The organism is Pseudomonas sp. MD195_PC81_125 (genome assembly GCF_014060985.1).
Classification (GTDB): Bacteria; Pseudomonadota; Gammaproteobacteria; order Pseudomonadales; family Pseudomonadaceae; genus Aquipseudomonas; species Aquipseudomonas parakoreensis.
Map to the genome: position 1 here is coordinate 1 of NZ_JABULD010000626.1, position 22658 is coordinate 22658.

General features: G+C 61.8%; 15 protein-coding genes and 1 pseudogene. 12 read left to right on the plus strand and 4 right to left on the minus strand.

What is annotated here, in order from left to right; translation table 11 throughout:
* Nucleotides 1–428: 428 nt before the first annotated feature.
* Nucleotides 429–2048 (plus strand): PvdJ/PvdD/PvdP-like protein, encoded by a 1620-nt coding sequence (locus HT737_RS25035; protein ID WP_182404204.1) that lies wholly within the window; start codon nucleotides 429–431, stop codon nucleotides 2046–2048.
* Between the two features lie 164 nt (nucleotides 2049–2212).
* Here HT737_RS25035 and HT737_RS25040 read toward each other — a convergent pair whose 3' ends face one another.
* The 3 genes from HT737_RS25040 to HT737_RS25050 are packed head-to-tail and all read right to left on the minus strand — an operon-like array spanning nucleotide 2213 to nucleotide 6758.
* On the minus strand, nucleotides 2213–3604 hold the full coding sequence (locus HT737_RS25040; RefSeq protein ID WP_182404205.1) for an efflux transporter outer membrane subunit: 1392 nt from the start codon (nucleotides 3602–3604) through the stop codon (nucleotides 2213–2215).
* A gap of 7 nt (nucleotides 3605–3611) precedes the next feature.
* The gene (locus HT737_RS25045) at nucleotides 3612–5585 is read right to left on the minus strand and encodes a MacB family efflux pump subunit (RefSeq protein WP_182404206.1); all 1974 of its coding nucleotides are present in this window, start codon (nucleotides 5583–5585) and stop codon (nucleotides 3612–3614) included.
* Nucleotides 5586–6758 carry an efflux RND transporter periplasmic adaptor subunit gene (locus HT737_RS25050; protein WP_182404207.1) on the minus strand — a complete coding sequence of 391 codons (1173 nt, stop codon included), beginning with the start codon at nucleotides 6756–6758 and terminating at the stop codon, nucleotides 5586–5588.
* Between the two features lie 322 nt (nucleotides 6759–7080).
* On the opposite strand from HT737_RS25050, the gene HT737_RS25055 reads away from it, so the two are divergent.
* The 8 genes and pseudogenes from HT737_RS25055 to HT737_RS25090 all read left to right on the plus strand — a co-directional run bounded on the left by HT737_RS25055 (nucleotide 7081) and on the right by HT737_RS25090 (nucleotide 18373).
* Entirely contained in the window at nucleotides 7081–7563 is a 483-nt protein-coding gene (locus HT737_RS25055) for a sigma-70 family RNA polymerase sigma factor (protein ID WP_047295188.1), read from the plus strand.
* Nucleotides 7564–7697: 134 nt separating this feature from the next.
* Nucleotides 7698–9032: a lysine N(6)-hydroxylase/L-ornithine N(5)-oxygenase family protein gene (locus HT737_RS25060; RefSeq protein ID WP_182404208.1), complete on the plus strand. Its 1335-nt coding sequence runs from the start codon at nucleotides 7698–7700 to the stop codon at nucleotides 9030–9032.
* Nucleotides 9033–9619: 587 nt separating this feature from the next.
* Nucleotides 9620–12319, plus strand: coding sequence for a magnesium-translocating P-type ATPase (gene mgtA, locus HT737_RS25065; RefSeq protein ID WP_047295184.1), 2700 nt, complete (start codon nucleotides 9620–9622; stop codon nucleotides 12317–12319).
* 166 nt (nucleotides 12320–12485) lie between these two features.
* Nucleotides 12486–13202 carry an MgtC/SapB family protein gene (locus tag HT737_RS25070; RefSeq protein ID WP_007968289.1) on the plus strand — a complete coding sequence of 239 codons (717 nt, stop codon included), beginning with the start codon at nucleotides 12486–12488 and terminating at the stop codon, nucleotides 13200–13202.
* Nucleotides 13203–13263: 61 nt separating this feature from the next.
* Nucleotides 13264–13854, plus strand: coding sequence for an EAL domain-containing protein (locus HT737_RS25075; RefSeq protein ID WP_306287265.1), 591 nt, complete (start codon nucleotides 13264–13266; stop codon nucleotides 13852–13854).
* A gap of 86 nt (nucleotides 13855–13940) precedes the next feature.
* Nucleotides 13941–14411 (plus strand): chemotaxis protein CheY, encoded by a 471-nt coding sequence (locus tag HT737_RS25080; RefSeq protein WP_182404209.1) that lies wholly within the window; start codon nucleotides 13941–13943, stop codon nucleotides 14409–14411.
* A gap of 106 nt (nucleotides 14412–14517) precedes the next feature.
* Entirely contained in the window at nucleotides 14518–15144 is a 627-nt protein-coding gene (locus HT737_RS25085; protein WP_182404210.1) for a response regulator transcription factor, read from the plus strand.
* An 8-nt stretch (nucleotides 15145–15152) separates the two neighbouring features.
* Nucleotides 15153–18373, plus strand: a pseudogene (locus tag HT737_RS25090) (transporter substrate-binding domain-containing protein).
* A gap of 4 nt (nucleotides 18374–18377) precedes the next feature.
* On the opposite strand, the gene dkgB reads toward HT737_RS25090, so the two are convergent.
* The gene (gene dkgB / locus HT737_RS25095) at nucleotides 18378–19181 is read right to left on the minus strand and encodes a 2,5-didehydrogluconate reductase DkgB (RefSeq protein WP_182404211.1); all 804 of its coding nucleotides are present in this window, start codon (nucleotides 19179–19181) and stop codon (nucleotides 18378–18380) included.
* Between the two features lie 323 nt (nucleotides 19182–19504).
* Here dkgB and HT737_RS25100 point away from each other — a divergent pair, with 323 nt between their 5' ends.
* The 3 genes from HT737_RS25100 to HT737_RS25110 all read left to right on the plus strand — a co-directional run bounded on the left by HT737_RS25100 (nucleotide 19505) and on the right by HT737_RS25110 (nucleotide 22558).
* Nucleotides 19505–20371, plus strand: a complete 867-nt coding sequence (locus HT737_RS25100) for a pirin family protein (protein WP_182404212.1) — start codon at nucleotides 19505–19507, stop codon at nucleotides 20369–20371.
* A 206-nt stretch (nucleotides 20372–20577) separates the two neighbouring features.
* Nucleotides 20578–22020, plus strand: a complete 1443-nt coding sequence (locus HT737_RS25105; RefSeq protein ID WP_121184605.1) for a mechanosensitive ion channel domain-containing protein — start codon at nucleotides 20578–20580, stop codon at nucleotides 22018–22020.
* Between the two features lie 97 nt (nucleotides 22021–22117).
* Nucleotides 22118–22558 (plus strand): carboxymuconolactone decarboxylase family protein, encoded by a 441-nt coding sequence (locus HT737_RS25110; protein WP_047295168.1) that lies wholly within the window; start codon nucleotides 22118–22120, stop codon nucleotides 22556–22558.
* Nucleotides 22559–22658: the final 100 nt, after the last annotated feature.

Below are 22658 nucleotides of genomic sequence, written 5' to 3' on the forward strand. Positions count from 1 at the left end.
GTCCTTGAACCAGTGGTGCCACACGGCAAAGCCTGCACCGGCGCCGATCGCCAGGGCCAACGGCAGGCCGATGGAATAGAGCCTTTTTTCGAACGTGGTTTTTGTCATTGCCATCTCAGTCAGGTTCGCCATCGAGGTGCAGGCGCGGGGGCCTTCGCTATCTGGGAAGAACGAGTGGTTGGCGGCAAAATTTAAGCTTGGTGCTGTGGCGAGGGGATTTATCCCCGATCGAGTGCGAAGCGCTCGCAAAGCCTGCCAGCGCTGTCACTTCTAGTGTCGCCGGCAGCGTCGGATGGGAGTTGCTTCGCAACTCATCGGGGATGAATCCCCTCGCCACGGGTCATCATCGCCGGGCGCGTTAAATTTGCCGGGGCAACAAACGTTCTAGCTTGGATAAAGCCTGCTTCATGGCTGACACAGGTAGGGCAATGAAGATTTCTCGACGATGGTTCATGGCGGGCCTGGCGCTGACCGGCGCTGCCGTGCCTGCGGCGTATTTCGGGCATCGTGAATGGACGAAGCCGGACCCGACGATCACCCCGGGCGAAGCGTCTTTCGACGTCGCGGACAGGGCCGGGCAGCGCCTGGCGAATGCGTTGCGCGGGGTGTGGGATATCCGTTTCGAAGGTGCCGATGCCGGCCTCGAGGGCTTGCCGCTCAAGGGCCTGCAAGTGTTTCTCGACATCGGCCAGAAGGGGCGCGGGGTGTGCGGTTTTCTCGACACGCCCGAGCGCCTGCGTTCCGCTGAAACCCCGCGTTATCGAATTCTGGGCGACCTCGCGAAAGCCGATGCGGCGAAGCTGAGCTGGCGCCTGATCGGCGCCGATGGCCAGATCAGCTATGAGCTGGAGATGATCCTCGATGAGGTCTGGGCTGACTTCGGCAATGCCGGCAGTGGCACCCTCAGCGGCAAGGCCTTGCGCCTGGACCGGTCGCTGGCCTTGCCGGCGCAGGACAACCGCTTTGTCGCCGTCAAGCGGCTGTTTCCCGAAGCGCGCGAGCGCACGCCGCTCAACCCGACGTTGCTGGCGTGGTTGATCTCGCCCGAGCATCGCCTGTTTCACCAGTTGTGGCATGCGACCCGGGACAAGTGGCACAAGCTGCCCGAGGACAAACGCGAAGCCTTGCGCGGCATCGGCTGGCAGCCTGGCCCGCGCGACAAGGAGCGCGATGCCCGTGGCCCGCGCAAGGATCGCAATGGCTCGGGTGTGGACTTTTTCTTCATGCACCGGCACATGCTCGGGACGGCGCGGTCGATGCAGGATCTGCCGTCGTGGGAATTCTTCCCGCTGCCGCAGCCGGAGCTGATCCGCGACCGCGTCGGCTTCGCCCGCTATTTCGACAACCACGACGGCTCAGCCTTGCCACCCACCTGGACGGCGGCGGGCGATGACGAATTCAGCCAATGGGTCAGCGACATCAAGACCGCCGAAACCTACGAAAGCAACTTCCAGGTCTGGGAGTCGCAGTACCGCGATCCTGCGTATCTGGCCCGGCTCACCCTCGGCCAGTTTGGCTCCGAAGTCGAACTGGGCCTGCACGACTGGCTGCACATGCGCTGGGCCTCCGTGCCGCGCGATCCGTCCAACGGTCAGCCGGTGCCGTTTGCCCGCGATCCGGCGGACTTCGCGGCCCGCTGGTACAACGCCGAAAACGACTTCCTTGGCGATCCGTTTTCTTCCCACGTCAACCCGACGTTCTGGCATTTCCATGGCTGGATCGATGATCGCATCGAGGACTGGTTCCGCGCCCACGAGCGTTTTCACCCGGGCGAAGTCACGCGGCTGCAGGTCAATGGCGTGCCATGGTTTGCCCCGGGGCGCTGGGTGGAAGTCGATGACCCGTGGCTCGGGCCGATCACCCATGGTTGCAGTACCACGCCGGGATTGCAGGTGGGCAAGTCGGTGGAGATGGATCCGGAAACCATGAAGCTGGCGCTGCGCATCACCTTCATCACCGACGAGGAAAAACTCGCCGGCCTGTTCCGCCGCGTGCCGCAACGGCCATGGTATGCGCGCAATCTGAAGGCTAAAACCAGCCCGGCTTGAGGGCTGCGTCATCGATCATTCGCGAGCAGGCTCGCTCCCACAGGTTCAGGTGTCAGCCCACAATGTCCGGGCTGACTTCTACATGAGAACGCATTCTTACTGATGGAACGCGTTCAAATGTGGGAGCGAGCCTGCTCGCGAAGGCGATCTGTCAGTCGCCGCAATTACAAGGTCTGCCACCCGCCACCAAGCGCCTTGTACAGCGCAATGCTCGCCTGCATCCGCGCCAGGCGCAGTTGCACGTTCTGATCCAGCGCTGCGTACAAGGTGCGCTGGGTTTCGAGGACAGTCAGCAAGTCTTCAGCCCCGGCCTGGTAACGGCTCTGGGCGATGTCGAACGCGGTCTGCGCCTGATTCAGTTCATCGTTCTGCCACAGCCGCTGCTCATCCAGGCGACGAATGCTATTGAGCGCTTTTTCCACATCGGCGAACCCGTTGATGATCGCCCCACGGTAGGTCTCCAGCAGCTCTTGCTGGCGCGCCGTGGCCTTGTCGCGCTCAGCGCCGAGGCGATCGTTATTGAAAATCGGTGCGACCAGTCCGGCGGTCAGGTTATAGAAAGGGCTGCGAATCAAATCGTCGAACTGATTGGCGCCCGAGCCGAGTTGGGCGGTCAGGGTCAGTGCCGGCAACATGGCCGCGCGAGCGACTTTGACGTCAGCTTCGGCGGCGGCCAGTTGTGCTTCGGCGCGGGCGATGTCCGGACGCTGGGTGAGCAACTCGCTGGGCACGCCGGCGGCGATATCTGGCCATTGCAGGTGATCGAAGGACTCTGTCGCCGACAGTTGCTGCACCGGTCGGCCAAGCAGGGCGGCGAGGCTGATCAACGCGTCCTGGGCTTGCTGTTGCACGCGCGGCAATTGCCATTGCTGGGCGGCGACCAGGCTTTTCTGCTGGGCCAGTTCCAGTGCGGTGGCGGAGCCTGAATCAAACCGCGTCTGCACCAGTTTCAGTACGCTTTGTGCGTTGGCCAGATTGAGTTCGGCGATGCGACTCTGCTCGCGCAGCGACAAGGTTTGCGCATACGTACTGGCAACGCTGCTGAGCACTGTCAGCTCGACCGTCGCCCGGTCGAATTCGCTGGCCTGCAGGGCGAACTGGGCACTGTCGCGCGACGCGCGTTTGCCGCCCCAGAAATCGATTTCGTAGGTGGCGCTCAGGTTGGTATCGAAATAGTCCACCGCCTTGTTGCTGCTGTTGGCATCGAGTTGGCTGTAGCCATTGCCGCGCAGCAGTTTCTGCCGATTGGCATTCAGGCCGGCCTTGACCTCCGGCAGCTGTGAGCCGCCAGCGATGACGGTACCCGCCTGCGCCTGACGCACGCGAGCAACGGCGGCCGCGAGGTCGAAACTGCCGACGCGCGCCTGTTCGATCAGGCGATCCAGTTCCGGGCTGCCAAATTGCGTCCACCATTGCGGGTTGTTGCGCGCAAGGCTGGCCGCCGGCGCCGATTGCCAGGCGGCGGGCGGCTGCACGCCGCTGTCGGGACGCTGGACGGGACTGCCGCAGGCGCTGAGCAACAGGCACACGGTCAACAGGCTGAGGCGCGGTTTCATAGATCGATCATTCACTGGTAAGGGCCGTGACCGGGTCGAGCCGGGCAGCTTTGCGGGCAGGCATGAAGCCGAAGACAACACCGGTGACCAGGGCGCAACCGAAGGCACCGAGCACCGCCATCATGGAAAAAGCCACGGCCACTTCGCTGAGGATCAGCACGCCGCCGACGAGCAGCGCCAGGGCGATGCCGGCAAGGCCGCCGACCACCGAGAGCATCACCGCTTCGGTGAGGAACTGCCGGAGGATGTCGCGCTGGCGGGCGCCGGTGGCCATGCGAATGCCGATCTCGCGAGTCCGCTCACGCACGGTCATCAGCATGATGTTCATCACCCCGATCCCGCCGACCAGCAGCGAGATCGCGGCAATCGAGCCGAGCATCAGCGACAGGGTGTTCTGGGTGCGCGCCTCGGCCTGAATCATCGCGGCGTTATTGGTCAGTTCGAAGTCCTTCTTGCCGTTGTGCAGGCGCAGCATCAGTTGCTCGATGGCGTGCTCGGTGTCCTTGACCTTGCGCGCGTCGGCGGCGGCGATGGCCACGTATTCCGGATTGCGTGTGCCGAACAGCCGGACGCTGGCCGCCGAATAAGGGATGGCGATGCGATTATCACTGTCGGAGTCGCCGGAGCTGGCGCCTTTTTCCGCGAGCACGCCGACCACCTGGAACGGCACATTCTCGATCAGGATGAATTGGCCGATCGGGTTCGGCACATCCTTGAGCAGTTTGCTGCGGACCTTGTGGCCGATCACCGCGACGGCTGCAGCGTTCTGCTCATCGGCCTCGGTGAAGTAACTGCCTTGCACCACCGGCCAGTTGAAGATCGCCGGAAAGTGGGTGTCGTTGCCACCGACGTAACTCAGGTGGTCGGCATTACCGTAACGTACGCCGGCCTCGGCGCCGTTGACCGGCATGATCCGCTGCACTTGCGGCAGGCTGGCCAACGCGTGCACCTCGTCGAGGGTGATGATCCCCGGCGGCGTGCGCGGGTTGGGCGCCGAGCCGCTCAGGTAAATGATGTTCGAACCGAAGGCGCCCATCTGCGCCATCACCTGGCGTTTGCTGCCTTCGCCGACCGCCAGCATGACCACCACCGACGCCACGCCGATGATGATCCCGAGCAGGGTCAGCGCTGTGCGAAAGCGGTTGATCCACATCACTCGCCACGCGGCGTGCAGGGCATCGACCAGTTCGCCTTTCCAGGCGCCGGTGGCTTCGGCGCCGTCGGCCAGACGCTGGCGCAGATCCACCGCTTGCAGGGCGCCGGGGTTGGCGCTGGTCTGAGCTTCTGGGTTGTCGCGGGCGCTGTCGCTGATGATCAGGCCGTCGCGGATTTCGATGATGCGTTTGGCCCGGGCCGCGACTTCGCGGTCGTGGGTGATGAGGATCACCACGTGGCCCAGGCTCGCCAGTTCATCGAGCAGCGCCATCACCTCTTTGCCGCTGTGGCTGTCGAGGGCGCCGGTGGGTTCGTCGGCGAGGATGATGTGGCCACCGTTCATCAACGCCCGGGCAATCGACACCCGTTGCTGTTGGCCACCGGACAACTGATGCGGACGATTGCCGGTGCGCGAGGCCAGACCGAGGCGGTCGAGCAGGGCGGCGGCGCGGGCGTGACGCTCGGCAGCCGGGGTGCCGGCATAGATCGCCGGCATCTCGACGTTTTCCTGGGCCGAGCCGGACGGAATCAGGTGATAGCCCTGGAATACAAATCCAAAGGCTTCGCGGCGCAGCCAGGCCAGCTCGTCGCTGTCGAGGCCAGCGACGTTTTCCCCGGCGAAGCGGTACTCGCCGGAGGTCGGGCGGTCGAGGCAGCCGAGGATATTCATCAGGGTCGATTTGCCGGAGCCGGATGCGCCGACAATCGCCACGAATTCACCGGCATGGATCGACAGGTCGATGCCGCGCAGCACGTGAACCTCCGGAGCGTCACCGCCACCGTAGGATTTGCGAATGTCCTGCAGGTCGATCAGAGGCGTTTGCATTCAGCCTCCGTTGCCGTCGACCGGGCCAATCAACAAGTGATCGCCTTCGTTGAGGCCGTCGACAATCTGCACCTTGAGCCGGTCGCTGATGCCGGTGCGCACCTCGCGTTGCTGGATGTCGCCGTTGGCCGCGACCACCTGCGCGGTCTGCAGGTTGGCGCTAGTGCTGCCCTGCAACGCGGCGACCGGTGCGGTAAGCACGCCTTTGGCCTGATTGGCGACGAAAAATACCTGGGTGGTCATCTCGGCCATCAAGGCGTTGTCGGCGTTATCAACGTCGAGCAAAACCGTGTACAGCACAACGCGGGCGCTGCCGCTTTTACTGCTGCTGGCCGGGCTGCCACCGCCCTGGCTGGTCTGATCCAGCGGCTTGGGCGGCACCGGCAGAATCTGCCGTACGGTGCTGCTCCAGCGCCGCTGACCGCCGCTGAGGGTGGTGAAGTAGGCGGTCATGCCCGGTTTGACATGACCGATGTCGGCCTCGGAAACTTCGGCCCACACGGTCATCGGTGACAGCTTGGCGATGCGCAGGATCAGCGGCGTCTGCTGTTGCGCGTTGAGGGTCTGGCCTTCGCGGGCGTCGAGGGCGACCACGGTGCCGGCCATCGGCGCATAAATCCGCGTGTAGCCGAGTTCAGCCTGATCACTGCGCAGGCTCGCTTCAGCCTGGCGGATCTGTGCCTGGAACATGTCGACGCGGGCCTGAGTGGCTTTCAGTTCGGCGCGGGCGGTCTGCACGTCTTCTTCACGAGTGGCGCCGCCGGCGGCGAGATGCTGCTGCCGCTGATACTTCTGCTGCGCCAGCTCATGCTGGGCGCGCTGCTCCTGCAATTGCGCCTTGAGGTTTTCGATGGAGAAGCGCCCGGCGTCGAGCCTGGCCTTCTGCGTGGACGGATCGATTTCCACCAGCAGTTGACCTTCCTTGACCACGTCACCGACTTCGACGTGGATTTTCTGGATCTGCCCGGAGGCCTGCGCACCGACATCGACATAGCGGCGCGGTTGCAGGGTGCCCAGCGCGGTGACGCTGCTTTCAATGTCGCCACGGCTGACTTGAACGGTGGCGAAGCGCTCGCGGCCCGGCGGCATGATTTGCCACGCGGCGTAGGCAACAACGGGAATCAGACACAGGGCTGCGAGCAGGGCGCGTCGGGCGGGGCGGGGACGTTTCATGCAGGGTTCCGGCCAGTGGAATTCGGCCCGTCGTTCGGCTGCACGCCACAGCGCGCAGCCGCTGAACGCTGTCGCAGGGCACGACAGACACGGGGAGCTGTCCTGTAAACGATGAATGCGCAGGGGAATTTAAGCGAAGACACAGGATGTTACAGGTATAGAACGGCACTATTTGGCCGGCAATGACAAACGCCACTTTAAATCTATATGAGAATTACTATAAATTACGCACCTCAAGTTGGCACTATCTTGCTACCCGTGTTTGCGGGGCCGTCGATCAGTGTGCTCAAGGATCGAATCCGCATCGAAGCGGCCGGGAGTCATGTTGGAAAACTACTATCGCGAGCTGGTGTGTTTCCTGAACGCCAAGCTCGGCAACCGTCAGGTCGCCGAAGATGTGGTGCATGACGCTTATGTGCGCGTACTGGAACGCTCCAGCGACACGCCCATCGAGCAGCCCCGGGCGTTTCTCTATCGCACTGCGCTGAATCTGGTGATCGATGATCATCGGCGCAACGCCTTGCGTCAGGTCGAGCCGCTGGAAGTGCTCGACAGCGAAGAGCGTTATTTCACCCCGTCGCCCCACGGCACCCTCGATCACGGCCAGCGTCTGGAGATGCTCCAGCGCGCCCTGGCAGAATTGCCGCCGCTGTGCCGCGACAGTTTTCTGCTGCGCAAGATCGAAGGCCTGTCGCACCCGCAGATCGCCGAACAGCTGGGGATTTCCAAGGCACTGGTGGAAAAACACATCGTCAATGCGATGAAGCATTGCCGCCTGCGCATCAAGCAATGGGATGCCCATTGAGCCGCCGTCGCTAAATTTTATTTCCCTGTCCTCGTTCCTACTCAACAGACGACCTGCTGTCCTGCTCAAGGCCAGTCGGGTCACTTAGGCTCTCCTTTCCCCTTGTTGAGGGGTTCATCCAGAGGACACTGGAAATGACTCAGGCAATTGCATCGCCCATCTTTCACGACCTGATCGGCGTCGGTTTCGGCCCTTCGAACCTGGCGCTGGCCATCGCTCTGCAAGAGCGTGGCCCGACCCACGGCGAGCTGGATGTGCTGTTCCTCGACAAGCAGGCCGACTACAGCTGGCACGGCAACACCCTGTCGACCCAAAGCGAATTGCAGATTTCCTTCCTCAAGGATCTGGTGACCCTGCGCAACCCGACCAGTCCGTACTCGTTCGTCAATTACCTGAAGGCTCACGGCCGCCTGGTGGACTTCATCAACCTCGGCACCTTCTATCCGTGCCGCATGGAGTACAACGATTACCTGCGCTGGGTCGCCGGGCAGTTCACCGAGCAGAGCCGCTATGGCGAAGAAGTGCTGACCATCGAACCGGTGCTGCACAACCATCAGGTTGAAGCGTTGCGCGTGATTTCCCGCGACAGCGAAGGCCAGCAGTTCGTGCGCACCGCGCGTTCGGTGGTGGTCAGTGCCGGTGGCACGCCGCGTATTCCGGAGGCGTTCAAGGCGCTGAAGGGTGACAGCCGCGTATTCCACCACTCGCAGTATCTGTCGCAGATGGCCAAGCAGCCTTGCATCAACAATCAACCGATGAGCATTGCGATCATCGGCGGCGGGCAGAGCGCGGCGGAAGCCTTCATCGATCTGAACGATTCGTTCCCGTCGGTGCAAGTGGACATGATCCTGCGCGGCTCGGCGCTCAAGCCTGCGGACGACAGCCCGTTCGTCAACGAAGTGTTCTCGCCGGAGTTCACCGATCTGGTGTTCCAGCAAAACAGCGCCGAGCGTGAGCGCCTGGTCAACGAGTACCACAACACCAACTACTCGGTGGTGGACATCGACCTGATCGAACGCATCTACGGCATCTTCTATCGGCAGAAAGTCTCGGGCATCGCCCGCCATGCGTTCCGCACCCTGACCACCGTCGAGAGCGCCAGCGCCACCGAGCGCGGCATCGAACTGGCGGTGCGCAATAACGCTACCGGCGAAGTCAGCGTGCGTATCTATGACGCCGTGGTCCTGGCCACCGGTTACGAGCGGCAGATGCACCGCAAACTGTTGGCACCGCTGGAGGAGTACCTCGGTGACTTCGAGGTCGATCGCAACTACAAACTGATCACCGACGAACGCTGCAAGGCCGGCATCTACATGCAGGGCTTCTGCCAGGCCAGCCATGGTCTGAGCGACACCTTGCTGTCGGTGTTGCCGGTGCGTGCCGACGAGATTGCCGGTTCGCTGTATGAGCATGGCAAGAACCGTGGGCATCGTTCGATGGCGGATCTGTTGTTGGCGACGGCCAGCTGAATCTGCTTTGCCTGATACACCGCAATCGCTGGCGAGCCAGCTCCCACAGGATCTGTGTCGGATGCAAAACTTGTATTCACTGGAGATTCTTGTGGGAGCGGGCTTGCCCGCGATAGGGCCCTGGAGGCCAGCGAAAAATCTGAATCCTGAACCCTTCCTGAACACCCGCCACATTCCCCGACACACTTCCTTTTGCGGGTTTACTCTCCAATCATCGAGGCGTAAGCTTCGCGCGTTTTCATCAATAGCGGAGACCCACAGTGGGTACTTGTTCGAGTGACAGTTGTCGGCCGGTCTCGGTAACCGGCAGATTCTCGGCAAGATAACGCGCAGCCTTTCTCTGCCGTTGTCTCGCCGTAAAGCGAGCAGCGGCATCCCGATCATGGTCAGTTGAGACCATGTCCCGACGTCCTTCTCATCGACACTGAAAGTATGTGATTTCGACCGTGTGGTCGCGATCGCAAACCTATCGACACGCCTGTCTTTTCTGACCGGCGCGCCAAGCCTTGCCGTGCCGGATTTTCCGGTGAACGAGGCATGGTCGTACCTGCTCGACGGTTTCCCGGCTGACCATAGGGGCAACAGCCATGAAACTTACGCTCAAGGAATTTTTCGCAGGCTTCCTGCGCACACGCCACATCGCCCGGCACTTCCGCCGTCTGGCGCTGCTGGAATCGATCAACGACACCACGGTCAGCCGTGAAGTCCCGCCCACGCTGGCCAACACCCTGGTCGATGCGGCCCATCGCGACAGCGGCGAACTGCTCTCGTCGCTGGGCACTCACACCGACGGCCTGACCGATTTTGAAGTCGACGCACTGCGCGCGCAGTACGGCCTCAACGAAGTCGAACACGAGCAGCCGCTGCCATGGTGGACTCACCTGTGGCACTGCTACAAAAACCCGTTCAACCTGCTGCTGACCCTGTTGGCGGTGATCTCCTGGCTGACCGAAGACCTGAAAGCCGCCACGGTGATTTTCTCCATGGTGGTGCTGTCGACGCTGCTGCGCTTCTGGCAGGAAAGCAAATCCAACCAGGCCGCCGACGCGCTCAAGGCGATGGTCAGTAACACCGCCACGGTGATGCGCCGCGACGAGCCGCGCATCGAACTGCCGATCAAGCAGCTGGTGCCGGGCGACCTGATCGTGCTGTCGGCCGGCGACATGATTCCCGCTGACTGTCGGGTGCTCAGCGCCAAGGATCTGTTCGTCAGCCAGGCGGCGATGACCGGCGAATCGATGCCGGTGGAAAAGTTTGCCCGTCAGGCCGACCGCGACACGCGCAATCCGCTGGAGCTGGAGAACATTCTGTTCATGGGCACCAACGTGGTGTCCGGCACGGCGGTGGCGGTGATTCTCACCACGGGCAACAGCACCTATTTCGGCGCGTTGGCACAGCGTGTGGGCGCAACTGACCGCGCGGTGACCTCGTTCCAGCTGGGCGTGAACAAAGTCAGCTGGCTGCTGATCCGCTTCATGTTCGTCATGGCGCCGCTGGTGCTGTTCATCAACGGTTTCACCAAGGGCGACTGGACCGAAGCGCTGCTGTTCGCGCTGTCGATTGCCGTGGGCCTGACCCCGGAAATGCTGCCGATGATCGTCACCTCGACGCTGGCCAAAGGTGCGGTGTTCCTGTCGCGCAAAAAGGTCATCGTCAAACGTCTGGACGCGATCCAGAACTTCGGCGCCATGGATGTGCTGTGCACCGACAAGACCGGCACCCTGACCCAGGACAAGATCTTCCTCGCGCGCAATGTCGACGTCTGGGGTGAAGACTCCGACGATGTGCTGGAAAAGGCCTACCTCAACAGCTACTACCAGACCGGGCTGAAAAACCTGCTCGACGTGGCGGTGCTGGAACACGTGGAAATCCATCGCGAACTGAAGGTTGGCACGGCGTTTCGCAAGGTTGATGAGATCCCGTTCGACTTCAATCGCCGGCGCATGTCGGTGGTGGTCGAAGGGCGTGGTGAACCGCATCTGCTGATCTGCAAAGGCGCGGTGGAAGAAGTGTTGGCGGTGTGCACCCGTGTGCAGCACGGCGAAGTCGAAGAAGCCTTGAGCGATGAATTGCTGACCCGGATTCGTCAGGTCACCGCAGCATTCAACGCTGAAGGCTTGCGCGTGGTGGCGGTGGCTGCCCGTTCGATGCCGGAAGGTCGCGACACTTACAGCCTGGCGGATGAGCAGGAACTGACGCTGATCGGTTACGTGGCGTTCCTCGATCCACCCAAGGAAAGCACTGCGCCGGCGCTCAAGGCGCTGGCCGAGCACGGCGTCGCGGTCAAAGTGCTGACCGGTGACAACGAACTGGTGACCGCGAAGATTTGCCGCGAAGTCGGCCTCGCGCAACAGGGCTTGCTGATGGGCAACGACATCGAGCGCATGAGCGATGCCGAACTGGCCGTGGCGGTGGAGAAAACCAACGTCTTCGCCAAGCTCACGCCGTCGCACAAGGAGCGCATCGTGCGCATCCTCAAAGGCAACGGCCATGTGGTCGGTTTCATGGGCGACGGCATCAACGACGCCCCGGCGCTGCGTACCGCCGACATCGGTATTTCGGTGGACAGCGCGGTGGACATCGCCAAGGAAGCCGCTGACATCATCCTCCTGGAAAAGAGCCTGATGGTGTTGGAGGAGGGCGTGCTCGAAGGGCGCCGCACCTTCGCCAACATGCTCAAGTACATCAAGATGACGGCCAGCTCCAACTTCGGCAACGTGTTCTCGGTGCTGGTGGCCAGTGCGTTCATTCCGTTCCTGCCGATGTTGCCGATGCACCTGCTGGTACAGAACCTGCTCTACGACATTTCGCAGATCGCCATTCCGTTCGACAACGTCGATGACGAGATGCTGAAAAAGCCACAGCGCTGGCAGCCGGCGGATGTCGGGCGCTTCATGCTGTTCTTCGGGCCGATCAGTTCGATCTTTGACATCACCACGTTCGCCTTGATGTGGTACGTGTTCGATGCCAACACCCCGGATCACCAGACGCTGTTCCAGTCCGGCTGGTTCGTGGTGGGGCTGCTGACCCAGACGCTGATCGTGCACATGATCCGCACGCCGAAGATTCCGTTCCTGCAAAGCCGTGCAGCCATGCCGCTGCTGGTGATGACCGGGATCATCATGGCGGTCGGGATCTTCCTGCCGATGGGGCCTCTGGCGAACTACTTCAAACTGCAGGCACTGCCGTCGCTGTACTTCGTGTTCCTGCCGATGATCCTGCTGGCGTACATGGCGTTGACCCAGGCGGTAAAAGGCTTCTACATCCGCCGGTTCGGCTGGCAGTAATGCTGCCCCTGTAGGAGCTGCCGCAGGCTGCGATCTGTTGATCTTGTCTTTTACAAACAAAATCAACAGATCGCAGCCTGCGGCAGCTCCTACAGGGAACGGGTATTTCAAGTGAATTGGCAGCAAGCCCGACAAAGGGACTGTGGACTATTCAAGGAGCTTCATCATGCAAGCCATCAACAACCTCAACCTCACCTCGCTGCTCGACACCCTCGTCAGCCTCAGCGCGGCGTTCATCCTCGGTGGCCTGATCGGTTTCGAGCGCCAGTACCGGCAACGCACCGCCGGCCTGCGCACCAACGTGCTGGTGGCGGTCGGTGCGGCGATTTTCGTCGACATGGCCAACCGTCTCGGCGGCGCAGAAGGCGCGGTGCGGGTGGTCGCGTACGTGGTTTCCGGCATCGGCTTTCTCGGCGCAGGCGTGATCATGCGCGAGGAAGGTAACGTCCGTGGCCTCAACACCGCCGCAACCTTGTGGACTTCCGCCGCCGTCGGCGCCTGCGCCGGGGCTGATCTGTTGGCCGAAGCGGTGCTCGGCACGCTGTTCATCCTCGCCGCCAACACCCTGCTGCGGCCGATCGTCAACAACATCAACCGCCAGCCACTGGACGTGGTCTCGGCCGAAGTCACCAACATCGTTTACGTGATCGCCCGGCGCTCGCAGCAGAAAGCCGTGTTCGCCCTGCTCGAAGCCGAGCTGGAACGCAGCAATTACCCGGCCAGCGACGTCGATGTACATGCCTTCGGTGCCGACGAAATCGAGATCGAAGCGACGCTGGCGACCACCTCGGTGGACGGTGACGAGCTGGACGCACTGGTGGCGCGAATCTCGACTTCAGCGCTGGTGGTGCAGGCGTTCTGGAGTCCGAGTACCACCGAATAAGGCAACAATATCGGGCTGCCATTCGGCGTGGCTCTCGGCGATTACAATCGCCGCCGCTGTCATGAACTCGGTGGACACCGCCCTGTGCGACTTGCAGATGCAGCGCAGCGCCCGGGCGCACGGTTGTGTCCTGAACGTGGCGTTCAACCTGCAAACCGTGCAACTGGCCAATGCGCAACTGACGTCGACGTTGAACAGCCTGCTGGCCGAACAGGCAAGCAGCGGTTCGGGCCTGACCTTCGAGCTGACCGAAAGCGGCCTGCCCGAAGCACCGGCCACCAGCCTGGAGACGCTGGTGCGGTTGCGGATGATGGGCTGTCGCTTGTCGATCGATGACTTCGGCGCCGGATTCTCTTCGTTGCAGCGCCTGTGTCAGTTGCCCTTCAACGAGATCAAGCTCGACGCCGATTTCATTCACAACCTTGCGCATGAACCCCGTTGTCGCGCGGCCATCAGCAGCACCCTGGCGTTGGGCGAAGCCCTGGGCATGAGCGTGGTCATCGAAGGCATCGAAACCGCCGCGCAACGTCGCGAACTGCTGGCGCTGGGCTGCACGCAAGGGCAGGGCTACTGGTACGCACGGCCGATGGCCGGGGTCGATCTGTTGAACTGGCTGCAACGGCGCAACCACGGCAAAGGAACAGACGAATGAGCGGATTTTTAGGAAAGGTCCTACAGAGCTGTTCCGGCGAGATGCGTAGTCTTGGCGCGCCACCTCCGAGCTTCGGGACATCGAGCATGATCAATAAAACCCTGCGCATCCTGATTGCCGATCCGCAGCATTTTCACCGAATGAAAATCGAGCGGCTGTTCAACCATCTCGAATACTTCCGCGTCGCTCCGGTGCAGAGTCTGCTGGAGTTGCTGACGCTGGTGGAGTACGGCTGCGACCCCTTCGATGCCGTAGTCATCAATGCCGAACTGGCGACCGGGTCGCTGGATCTGTCGGGCTTTTTCCTGAACAACCCGCATGTCCGTCATGTGCTGATCTACAACGAACCTTCGGCCCCGATGCAGACGCCGGCAGGTTTTGCTCAGGAGAACATGCAGATCAGCCATGTCGCACTGCCCGACCTGGCGGCGATCAAGCACCTGATGGGTCGGGCCGATTGTCCGCTGGTGTGCGCAGCGAATGCCTGGAACCCGGCATCGGCCCTGCAGCGCCGGGCTTGCGCACGGTTTGGCGTTTGCTGCAACTGTCAGATCTGACAGGTAGATCCCGCGTGATTCCCGTGTAACAGTCTTTGCACAGCAACGGCGTCCGCAGCATCCGACGCTGTGGCGCCTTTGTCAGGTAGTTGCACGGGGAGCCGTCATGAAGTCAGCGCTGATCGTCGACGATCATCCGGTGGTGCGCGCAGCCGTGAGACTCGTACTCCAGACCGAGCGATTCAAGGAGATTCACGAGGCCGCGAGCGCCAGCGAAGCCCTGGCCCTGAATCGTGAGCACAAACCCAACCTGGTGGTGCTCGACCTCAAGTTGCCGGGGATCGGTGGCCTGGAGCTGCTGGAACGGCTGAAGGCCATCGACCCCAAATGCAAGGTGCTGATCTTCACCTCTCAGGACCCGCAGTATTATCAGGACCGCTGCTTGCGTGCCGGTGCCTTGGGCTTCGTGGCCAAAACCAACCAGTTGCTGCAATTGCACAAGGCAATTCAGGCGTTGATGTCAGGCTATGCCTATTTTGCGGCGTCGTCTGACAAGGACTATACGTCGACCCCTTTGCACCGCAGCGAAAAACAGATGATCGACGACCTGTCCAATCGTGAGTTGAATATCCTTGTGCAATTGGCGCATGGCAAAGCCAACAAAATGATCGCCGCAGACACGCACCTGAGCCATAAAACCGTCAGCACCTACAAAACCCGTTTGATGAAAAAACTCGGGATCACCTCGACGGTGCACTTGCGTGAACTCGCCAAACGCAATCATCTGCTCTGAGTGACCTGATGAATCTGCAAGGCTGGTGCTGTGTCCTGTGGTTGAGCATCACGGCCACCTCTTGGGCCAGTGAGCCGGCGCAGCACCTGGAACTGTTGGCCCAGGCCGAACTGGACAATATCCCTGTCGCGCTCGATGAGCGTGACCGTCAGTGGTTACGCCAGCATCCGGTCTTGCGCATGGGCATTTCCGGTGCGGACTATCCGCCGTTCGAAATCACCCGCAATCAACACGAGCTGGAAGGGCTCACCGCCGATTACGCCGACCTGCTGGCGCAACTGCTCGGGGTGCGCATCGATGTGCAACGTTTCGCCAATCGCGAGCAAGTCATGGCTGCGCTCAAACAGGGCGAACTCGACCTGCTGGGCACCTCCAACAGCTTTGAACTCGCCGACCCCGACTTTGTGCTGTCGCGAACTTACGCCGACGATCAGCCGATGCTGGTGACCCGGTTAGACGAAACGTTGCCGGCGGACCTGGCCGGCAAACGCATCGCCATGGTCGAGGACTATCTGCCGCTGGCCAGTGTGCAGGCGTTCTATCCCAAGGCGCAGGTGCTGCGCTATCCCTCGGCGATGGACGCACTGGGGGGCAGTGGCTTTCGGTGTCGATGATGGCTACCTGGGCGATCTGATCAGCACCAATTACCTGATCAACACCAATTATCGCAATGACCTGCAATTGGCCGGGCCGTCAGGGCTGGATGCCAACGCCTTCGGTTTCGCCCTGCGGCGCAGTGAAGTACGCCTCAAACGCATCATCGACAAGGCACTGGCGGCGATTCCCATGGAACGTCGTCAGCTTATCGAGCAACGCTGGAGCGCAGGGCGCGCGCAGATGGCCGCGCAGTCGCGGGTACGTCTGAGTGCCAGTGAGCAGGATTGGTTGGCGCAGCACCCGGTGGTGCGCGTGGGGGTGATCGAGGACTTTGCGCCGCTGAGTTTTTTTGATGCCGAGGGCCGTTTCAGTGGTCTGTCGGCACAGCTGCTCAACCTGATCAGCCAGCGCACCGGTTTGCAATTCGACGTGGTTCGGGGGGCGTTCGCTGGACCGCCAGATCGAACAGCTCCAGGCCGGTGAGCTCGACGTGTTGCCGGTGGTGACGCCGAGCAGCGAGCGTGAAGCCGAGCTGCAGTTTACCCGCGCCTACCTGAACAACCCGTTTGTGCTGATCAGTGCGACAACGGCCGGCAGCCCGCGCAGCCGCGACGATTTACAGGGTAAACGACTGGCCATTTATCGCGGGCATCCGTTGCGCGCATACCTGGAGCGGCGCGTGCCACGATTAACTCTGGTGGAGGTGCGCAGTCCCGCTGAGGGCATGGAACTGATCGTCAAGGGCCAGGCCGATGCGACGGTCAGTTCGCTGCTGGTGGCGCGCTTTCTGCTTGCCCGCCAGTACCGCGAGCGTTTGCGCATCACCAACACCGTTGGCGATCAACCGGCACGCATCGCGTTGGCGACCGCACCGCAGGCCACGGCGCTGCACACATTGCTGAACAAGGCACTGCTGAGCATCGCGCCTCAGCAGATGGACGAGTTGGTCGAGCGCTGGAGCATGATGTGGTGGTGGAGGAGAGCTATTGGGTGCGCCACCGCCGCGGAGATTGTTCTGGGGTTTGTCAGCCGCGGCGGGGTTGCTGGTGCTGGCATTGGCTGGATCGGTTTTCAGCGCCGGCAGTTACGTCAGCGTCAGCAATGGTTGCATCAGTTGCAGCAAGCCAAGGAGGCGGCTGACGATGCCAACCGCGCCAAGACGACTTTCCTGGCGACCATGAGCCATGAAATCCGCACGCCGATGAACGCGTTGATCGGCATGCTCGAATTGGCGCTCAAACGTGCCGAGGAGGGTGTCACTGACCGGTTGGCGATTCAGGTTGCGTCGGGCGCCGGTCAGCAACTGCTTGCGCTGATCGGCGACATTCTCGATATCGCGCGCATCGAATCCGGGCAGTTGTCCCTCGCGCCGCAGCGGGCCAACCTGCGCGAACTGGTGGCTTCGGTGTGCCGGGTATTCGAAGGGCTGGCGCGACAAAAGTGCCTGTTATGGCACATCGAGCTGGGGGCGGGCAGCGATGTTGACGTGTTGATTGATCCGGTGCGCTTCAAGCAAGTGCTGTCGAACCTGTTGAGCAATGCGATCAAGTTCACCGAGCAAGGCGAGGTCAGCGTGCGGCTGTCAGTGCACGCGATGCCGCTCGCAAGCGTGGGCGTGACGGTAGTGATCGAAGACAGTGGCATGGGCATCAGTGAGCATGACCGCCAGCGCCTGTTCAGCCCGTTTGTACAGGCTGGCAACGCCGGGCAGTCCGCGCGCAGTGGCTCGGGGCTGGGCTTGGTGATCAGCCGTGAGCTCTGCGAAATGATGGGCGGAACGTTGCACCTCGACAGCCAGCCGGGGCATGGAACGCGGGTCGAGGTCAAACTGCAATTGCAAGCCCTGACCGCGCGTGCCGCCGAGGTTGCAAGCACTGCGGTGGCGGACACCCCGGCGCGCTCGCTGAGCGTGCTGGTGGTGGATGACCATCCGGTCAACCGGCTGCTGCTCTGTTGGCAGTTGAGTGAGCTCGGCCACCGCACCGTCGATATCGAAGACGGTGAACAGGGGCTGCAACGCTGGCGGGCACATGCGTTTGACGTGCTGATCACCGACTGCAACATGCCCCGGCGCAACGGCTACGAACTCGCGCGGGCCATCCGTGGCGAAGAGGCGGCGAGCGGCCGGGCACGGTGTCTGATTCTCGGCTTTACCGCCAATGCGCAGATCGAGGAAAAGGCGCGGTGTCTTGAGGCCGGTATGGATGACTGCCTGTTCAAACCGATCCGCCTGGCTGATCTGGCGCTGGCATTGCAGGGCGCCGGACACAGCGAAAATGCAGGCGAGCCAAAGCCGCCACTGCCCTTGACCGAACTCGACCTGAGCGCGCTGGAGCAAATGGCCGGTGACGATCATGCGCTGATGCAACGTTTGCGAGAGCAAGTCTTGTGCAGTCTGCAGGACGATCTGCAACGGCTGGACGCCGCACGCCGGCCCCGCGACCTGAGCGAATTGGGCACGCTGGCGCATCACATCAAGGGCGGCGCGCAGATGGTCGGTGCCGCGCGAGTGGCGGCAGCCTGTGCGGACCTTGAGCAGGTCTGCCGAGACGCCGAAGCCCAAGTGGTCGAGCGCTCGGTCGAGGTGCTGCGCGAGGCCATGCTCAGTCTCGCGCAGCGCCTTCAGGCCTGAACGATCAGTCCCACTGCGGGGCAATGCCTTTCGGGCTGGTCAGGCGCTGGCCGCGCTCCAGCGTGGCAATCAACGCCATGTCGGCGTCGCTCAGGGTCAGCGCCGTAGCACCGAGGTTACTTTGCAGATTGGCGCGACGGGTCGACGATGGAATCACCGCGTAGCCCTGTTGCATCGCCCAGGCCAGAGTGACTTGCGCCGGGGTCGCTTGTAGGCGTGTGGCGATCTGCTGGATCAGCGGGTCCTTGAGCACTTCGCCATAGGCCAGGGTCATGTACGAGGTGATCTGGATGCCTTGGCTTTGCGCGAACTCGACCACTTTGCGGTTTTGCAGGTACGGGTGCAGTTCGATCTGGTTGGTGGCGATGTTGTCTGCGCCGACCGCTGCAATCGCCTGTTGCATCAGCTCGATGGTGAAGTTGGAAACGCCGATCTGCCGGGTCAGGCCCAGACGTTTGGCTTCGAGCAGTGCGCCCATGAACTCGGCGACCGGCACTTGATCTTCCGGCGATGGCCAGTGGATCAGCGTCAGGTCGAGGTAGTCGGTCTGCAGCTTGCCCAGGCTTTCCTTGAGGCTGTCGATCAAGCGATCCCTGGCGAAGTTGGCGATCCAGATCTTGCTGGTGATGAACAGATCCTGGCGAGCAATGCCGCTGGCGGCGATGGCTTGACCGACCTCGGCTTCGTTCTCGTAGATCTGCGCGGTGTCGATGACGCGGTAACCGAGATCCAGCGCATTGCGCACCGAATCGATGACCACCTGGCCTTGCAGGCGAAACGTACCCAGACCAAAAGCGGGAACAGACATTGATGACTCCAGGGTTGCAGTGAGAATGGGCGGGAGTATCCGCGTCTGCGTCCTTGAGAAAAACCGCTGGTGGGGCAAAGCACTGTTGAGCAGAAGTCACGAATCTTGCAGGCGCTGCGGCACGCTGCGATCTTTTGATTTTAAACAACAAGATCAAAAGATCGCAGCGTGCCGCAGCTCCTACAGGGGGTTGTGAATTGCTCGCGAAAGGTGCACTACTGTCCTGCAGATGGAACACTTAAGCTGATTTTTGCGGTCTAGTCCTCCGACCGTCATGGATTTAAGCTTAATCCATTGCGTCACCCACTTTTCTGGAGGCAACCATGAAAAACATCATCGGTATCTACACCAGCCCTCGCGGCCATTGGGTCGGCGATGGTTTCCCGGTGCGCACCCTGTTTTCCTACGACAACCTGGGCAAGCACATCAGCCCGTTCCTGCTGCTCGATCACGCAGGACCCGCGCAATTCACCCCGACCACCGAGCGCCGCGGTGTTGGCCAGCATCCGCATCGTGGTTTTGAAACCGTGACCATCGTCTACGACGGCGAGGTGCAGCACCGTGACTCCACCGGCAGCGGCGGCACCATCGGCCCGGGCGACGTGCAGTGGATGACGGCTGCGTCCGGGATCCTGCATGAAGAGTTTCACTCGGATGATTTCGCCAGAACCGGCGGCAATCTGGAAATGGTGCAGCTGTGGGTCAACCTGCCGGCCAAGGACAAAATGGCCGCGCCCGGCTACCAGACCATACTCGACGGCGATATTCCGAATATCGCGCTGAAGAACGACGCCGGCAGCCTGCGGCTGATCGCTGGTGAGTTCGAGGGGCATAAAGGCCCGTCGCGCACGTTCACGCCGATCGACGTCTGGGACCTGCGGCTCAATGCCGGCAAGTTGCTGAGCCTGGATCTGCACGAAGGGCGCAACACTGCGCTGGTGCTGTTGAAAGGGTCGGTGCAGATCAACGGTGCGCAAACGGCGGGTGTCGGGCAATTGGTGCTGTTTGAACGTGAGGGGCGTCAGTTGACCCTTGAGGCCGGTGAAGACGCCGTGGTGCTGCTGCTCAGCGGCGAGCCGATCGACGAACCGATTGTCGGCCATGGCCCGTTCGTGATGAACACCGAGCAGGAAATTCATCAGGCATTCGCCGACTTCCAGTCCGGGCGTTTTGGCCAAATGCACGGGTAAATTTCATCCCTGTGGGAGCGGGCTTGCTCGCGAAAGCGGACTTACAGTCGATGCGTGTCTGACTGATCCACCGCCTTCGCGAGCAAGCCCGCTCCCCATTGGTTTTTGGTGTTTTTGCGCGGGTGTTCTGTCTCTGAAATCAATTACTCCTACACTTGCCCAATCTGTGCGATCTTCTCGCGACTGGGCCCTGTCGGAGTGCTTTGATGTTGTCTTTTTTGACCGAACATCCGTTGTTTTGCGCGTTGATTCTGATCCTGCTCGATCTGGGCCTGTGGCGCCTGATCAGTGCCCGTGGCAGCGAGTGGAAGCTGCTGGTGCGGGTGCTGATTTTCAGCCTGTTCAGCGCGGTGCTGTTCAACGAAGGCCTCAACCCGATGGAGCCGGCGCCGTGGGCGGACAATGTGCCGTTGCATCTGGCGGCGACCGGGTTGCAGATCGGCTGGTGGCTGTTCGGCGCGCGCACCCTGACCGTGTTGATCGGCGCGGTGATGATGCAGCGGGTCGGGCACACCGGGCGGCTGTTGCAGGATCTGCTCGGGGCGGTGATTTTCCTGATCGCCATTATCGCCGCTCTGGCCTACGTGCTCGATCTGCCGGTCAAAGGCGTGCTGGCGACGTCCGGGGCCTTGGCGATCATTGTCGGTCTGGCGTTGCAGAGCACCCTCAGTGATGTGTTTTCCGGGATCGTGCTCAACACTACCAAGCCGTATCAGATCGATGACTGGATCTCCATCGACGGCACCGAAGGCCGGGTCATCGACATCGATTGGCGCGCTACGCGTCTGCAGACCAGCCAGGGCAGCATGGCGGTGATTCCCAACTCGCTGGCGGCCAAGGCCAAGATCATCAACTTTAGCCGGCCGAGCAACATGTTCGGCCTGGCCGTCAGTGTCCAGGTCAGCCCGCATGCCCGGCCCAATACGGTGATCGATGCGCTGGAGCGGGCGATGCAGGGCTGCCGTCCGCTGCTGGACAATCCCGCGCCGAGCGTCGCACTGAAAAGCGCCAGCAGCACCGGTGTCGAATATGAAATCAGCGGCTTTGTGTCGTCGATGGACCAGAAACGTCCGGTGCGCAATCAGCTGTTCGATCTGGCTTACCGGCATCTGCAGGCGTCCGGGGTCAATCTGTTGTCGAGTGTCGAGCCAATCGTTGCCGGTAACCTTTCGCGGCCACGGGCGCTGCTCGACAGCTCACCGATTTTCTCCACCCTGCGCCAGGAAGAGAAAGACACCTTCAGCCAGAACATGACCCTGCAAACCTTCCGCGCCGGGGAAACGATCCTCGAGGCCGGGGAGGTCAGCGATCATTTGTTCATCATCGAATCCGGCGTGGTCAGCGTGACCCTGACCCGCCATGGCAGCCCGTTCGAATCCGGGCGCATGGGGCCGGGCGAAGTGATCGGCGAGGCCGGGATTCTGTCCGATTCTTCAGTACCGGCGACCTTCGCGGCGAAAACCTTCTGCGCGCTGTATCGCATCGAGAAGACCTACCTGAAGCCGTGCCTGGATGCCCGCCACGACATCAACGAGGCGATGAAAGCCTTGCTCGATTATCGCCTGCACAAGGCTCAGACTCTGACCCAGGACGTGCCGACCGTGGTGGCGAAAACCGGGTTCCTGCACTGGTTGCGCCAGCGCGTGTGACGCGGTGGTCTACTCGTCTTCCGGGAGATTGGCTATTTGTCCGGGGTTGGTGCGGGGCTACCTTAGTCACACATTCACTGGCCCCCGGAAACTCACCATGAAAGCTCGTACCGATTTCTACACTGCTTCCCCAGACGCCCTGAAAGCGATGATGGCTCTGGAAACTGCGGTCTCGAAACTGCCGCTGGAAAAGACCCTGATCGAGCTGGTCAAGCTGCGTGCTTCGCAGATCAACGGCTGCGCGTTCTGCATCGACATGCACACCGCTGACGCGATCAAGGGCGGCGAAACCCCGCGCCGGCTGTTCGCCGTGACCGCGTGGCGTGAAGCGCCATTCTTCACCGAGCGCGAACGTGCTGCACTGCTGTGGACCGAGTCGCTGACCCAACTGAGCCTGACCCACGCCCCGGACGAAGACTACGACATCGTCGCCGCGCAATTCACGCCCAAGGAAATGGTCGACCTGAGCGTGGCGATCAACACCATCAACAGCTGGAACCGCCTGGCCGTGGGTTTCCGCAAAACCCCGCAGCTCTAAGCCGCAACCCATAACCCTGTAGGAGCTGTCGAGTGAAACGAGGCTGCGATCTTTTTAAAAGACAAGATCAAAAGATCGCAGCCTGCGGCAGCTCCTACAG

Excerpts from the sequence above, each read along its gene's own strand:
- HT737_RS25035 (WP_182404204.1), top strand. The coding sequence starts at position 429 with ATGAAGATTTCTCGACGATGGTTCATGGCGGGCCTGGCGCTGACCGGC.
- HT737_RS25040 (WP_182404205.1), bottom strand. The coding sequence starts at position 3,604 with ATGAAACCGCGCCTCAGCCTGTTGACCGTGTGCCTGTTGCTCAGCGCC.
- HT737_RS25045 (WP_182404206.1), bottom strand. The coding sequence starts at position 5,585 with ATGCAAACGCCTCTGATCGACCTGCAGGACATTCGCAAATCCTACGGT.
- HT737_RS25050 (WP_182404207.1), bottom strand. The coding sequence starts at position 6,758 with ATGAAACGTCCCCGCCCCGCCCGACGCGCCCTGCTCGCAGCCCTGTGT.
- HT737_RS25055 (WP_047295188.1), top strand. The coding sequence starts at position 7,081 with ATGTTGGAAAACTACTATCGCGAGCTGGTGTGTTTCCTGAACGCCAAG.
- HT737_RS25060 (WP_182404208.1), top strand. The coding sequence starts at position 7,698 with ATGACTCAGGCAATTGCATCGCCCATCTTTCACGACCTGATCGGCGTC.
- mgtA (WP_047295184.1), top strand. The coding sequence starts at position 9,620 with ATGAAACTTACGCTCAAGGAATTTTTCGCAGGCTTCCTGCGCACACGC.
- HT737_RS25070 (WP_007968289.1), top strand. The coding sequence starts at position 12,486 with ATGCAAGCCATCAACAACCTCAACCTCACCTCGCTGCTCGACACCCTC.
- HT737_RS25075 (WP_306287265.1), top strand. The coding sequence starts at position 13,264 with ATGAACTCGGTGGACACCGCCCTGTGCGACTTGCAGATGCAGCGCAGC.
- HT737_RS25080 (WP_182404209.1), top strand. The coding sequence starts at position 13,941 with ATGATCAATAAAACCCTGCGCATCCTGATTGCCGATCCGCAGCATTTT.
- HT737_RS25085 (WP_182404210.1), top strand. The coding sequence starts at position 14,518 with ATGAAGTCAGCGCTGATCGTCGACGATCATCCGGTGGTGCGCGCAGCC.
- dkgB (WP_182404211.1), bottom strand. The coding sequence starts at position 19,181 with ATGTCTGTTCCCGCTTTTGGTCTGGGTACGTTTCGCCTGCAAGGCCAG.
- HT737_RS25100 (WP_182404212.1), top strand. The coding sequence starts at position 19,505 with ATGAAAAACATCATCGGTATCTACACCAGCCCTCGCGGCCATTGGGTC.
- HT737_RS25105 (WP_121184605.1), top strand. The coding sequence starts at position 20,578 with ATGTTGTCTTTTTTGACCGAACATCCGTTGTTTTGCGCGTTGATTCTG.
- HT737_RS25110 (WP_047295168.1), top strand. The coding sequence starts at position 22,118 with ATGAAAGCTCGTACCGATTTCTACACTGCTTCCCCAGACGCCCTGAAA.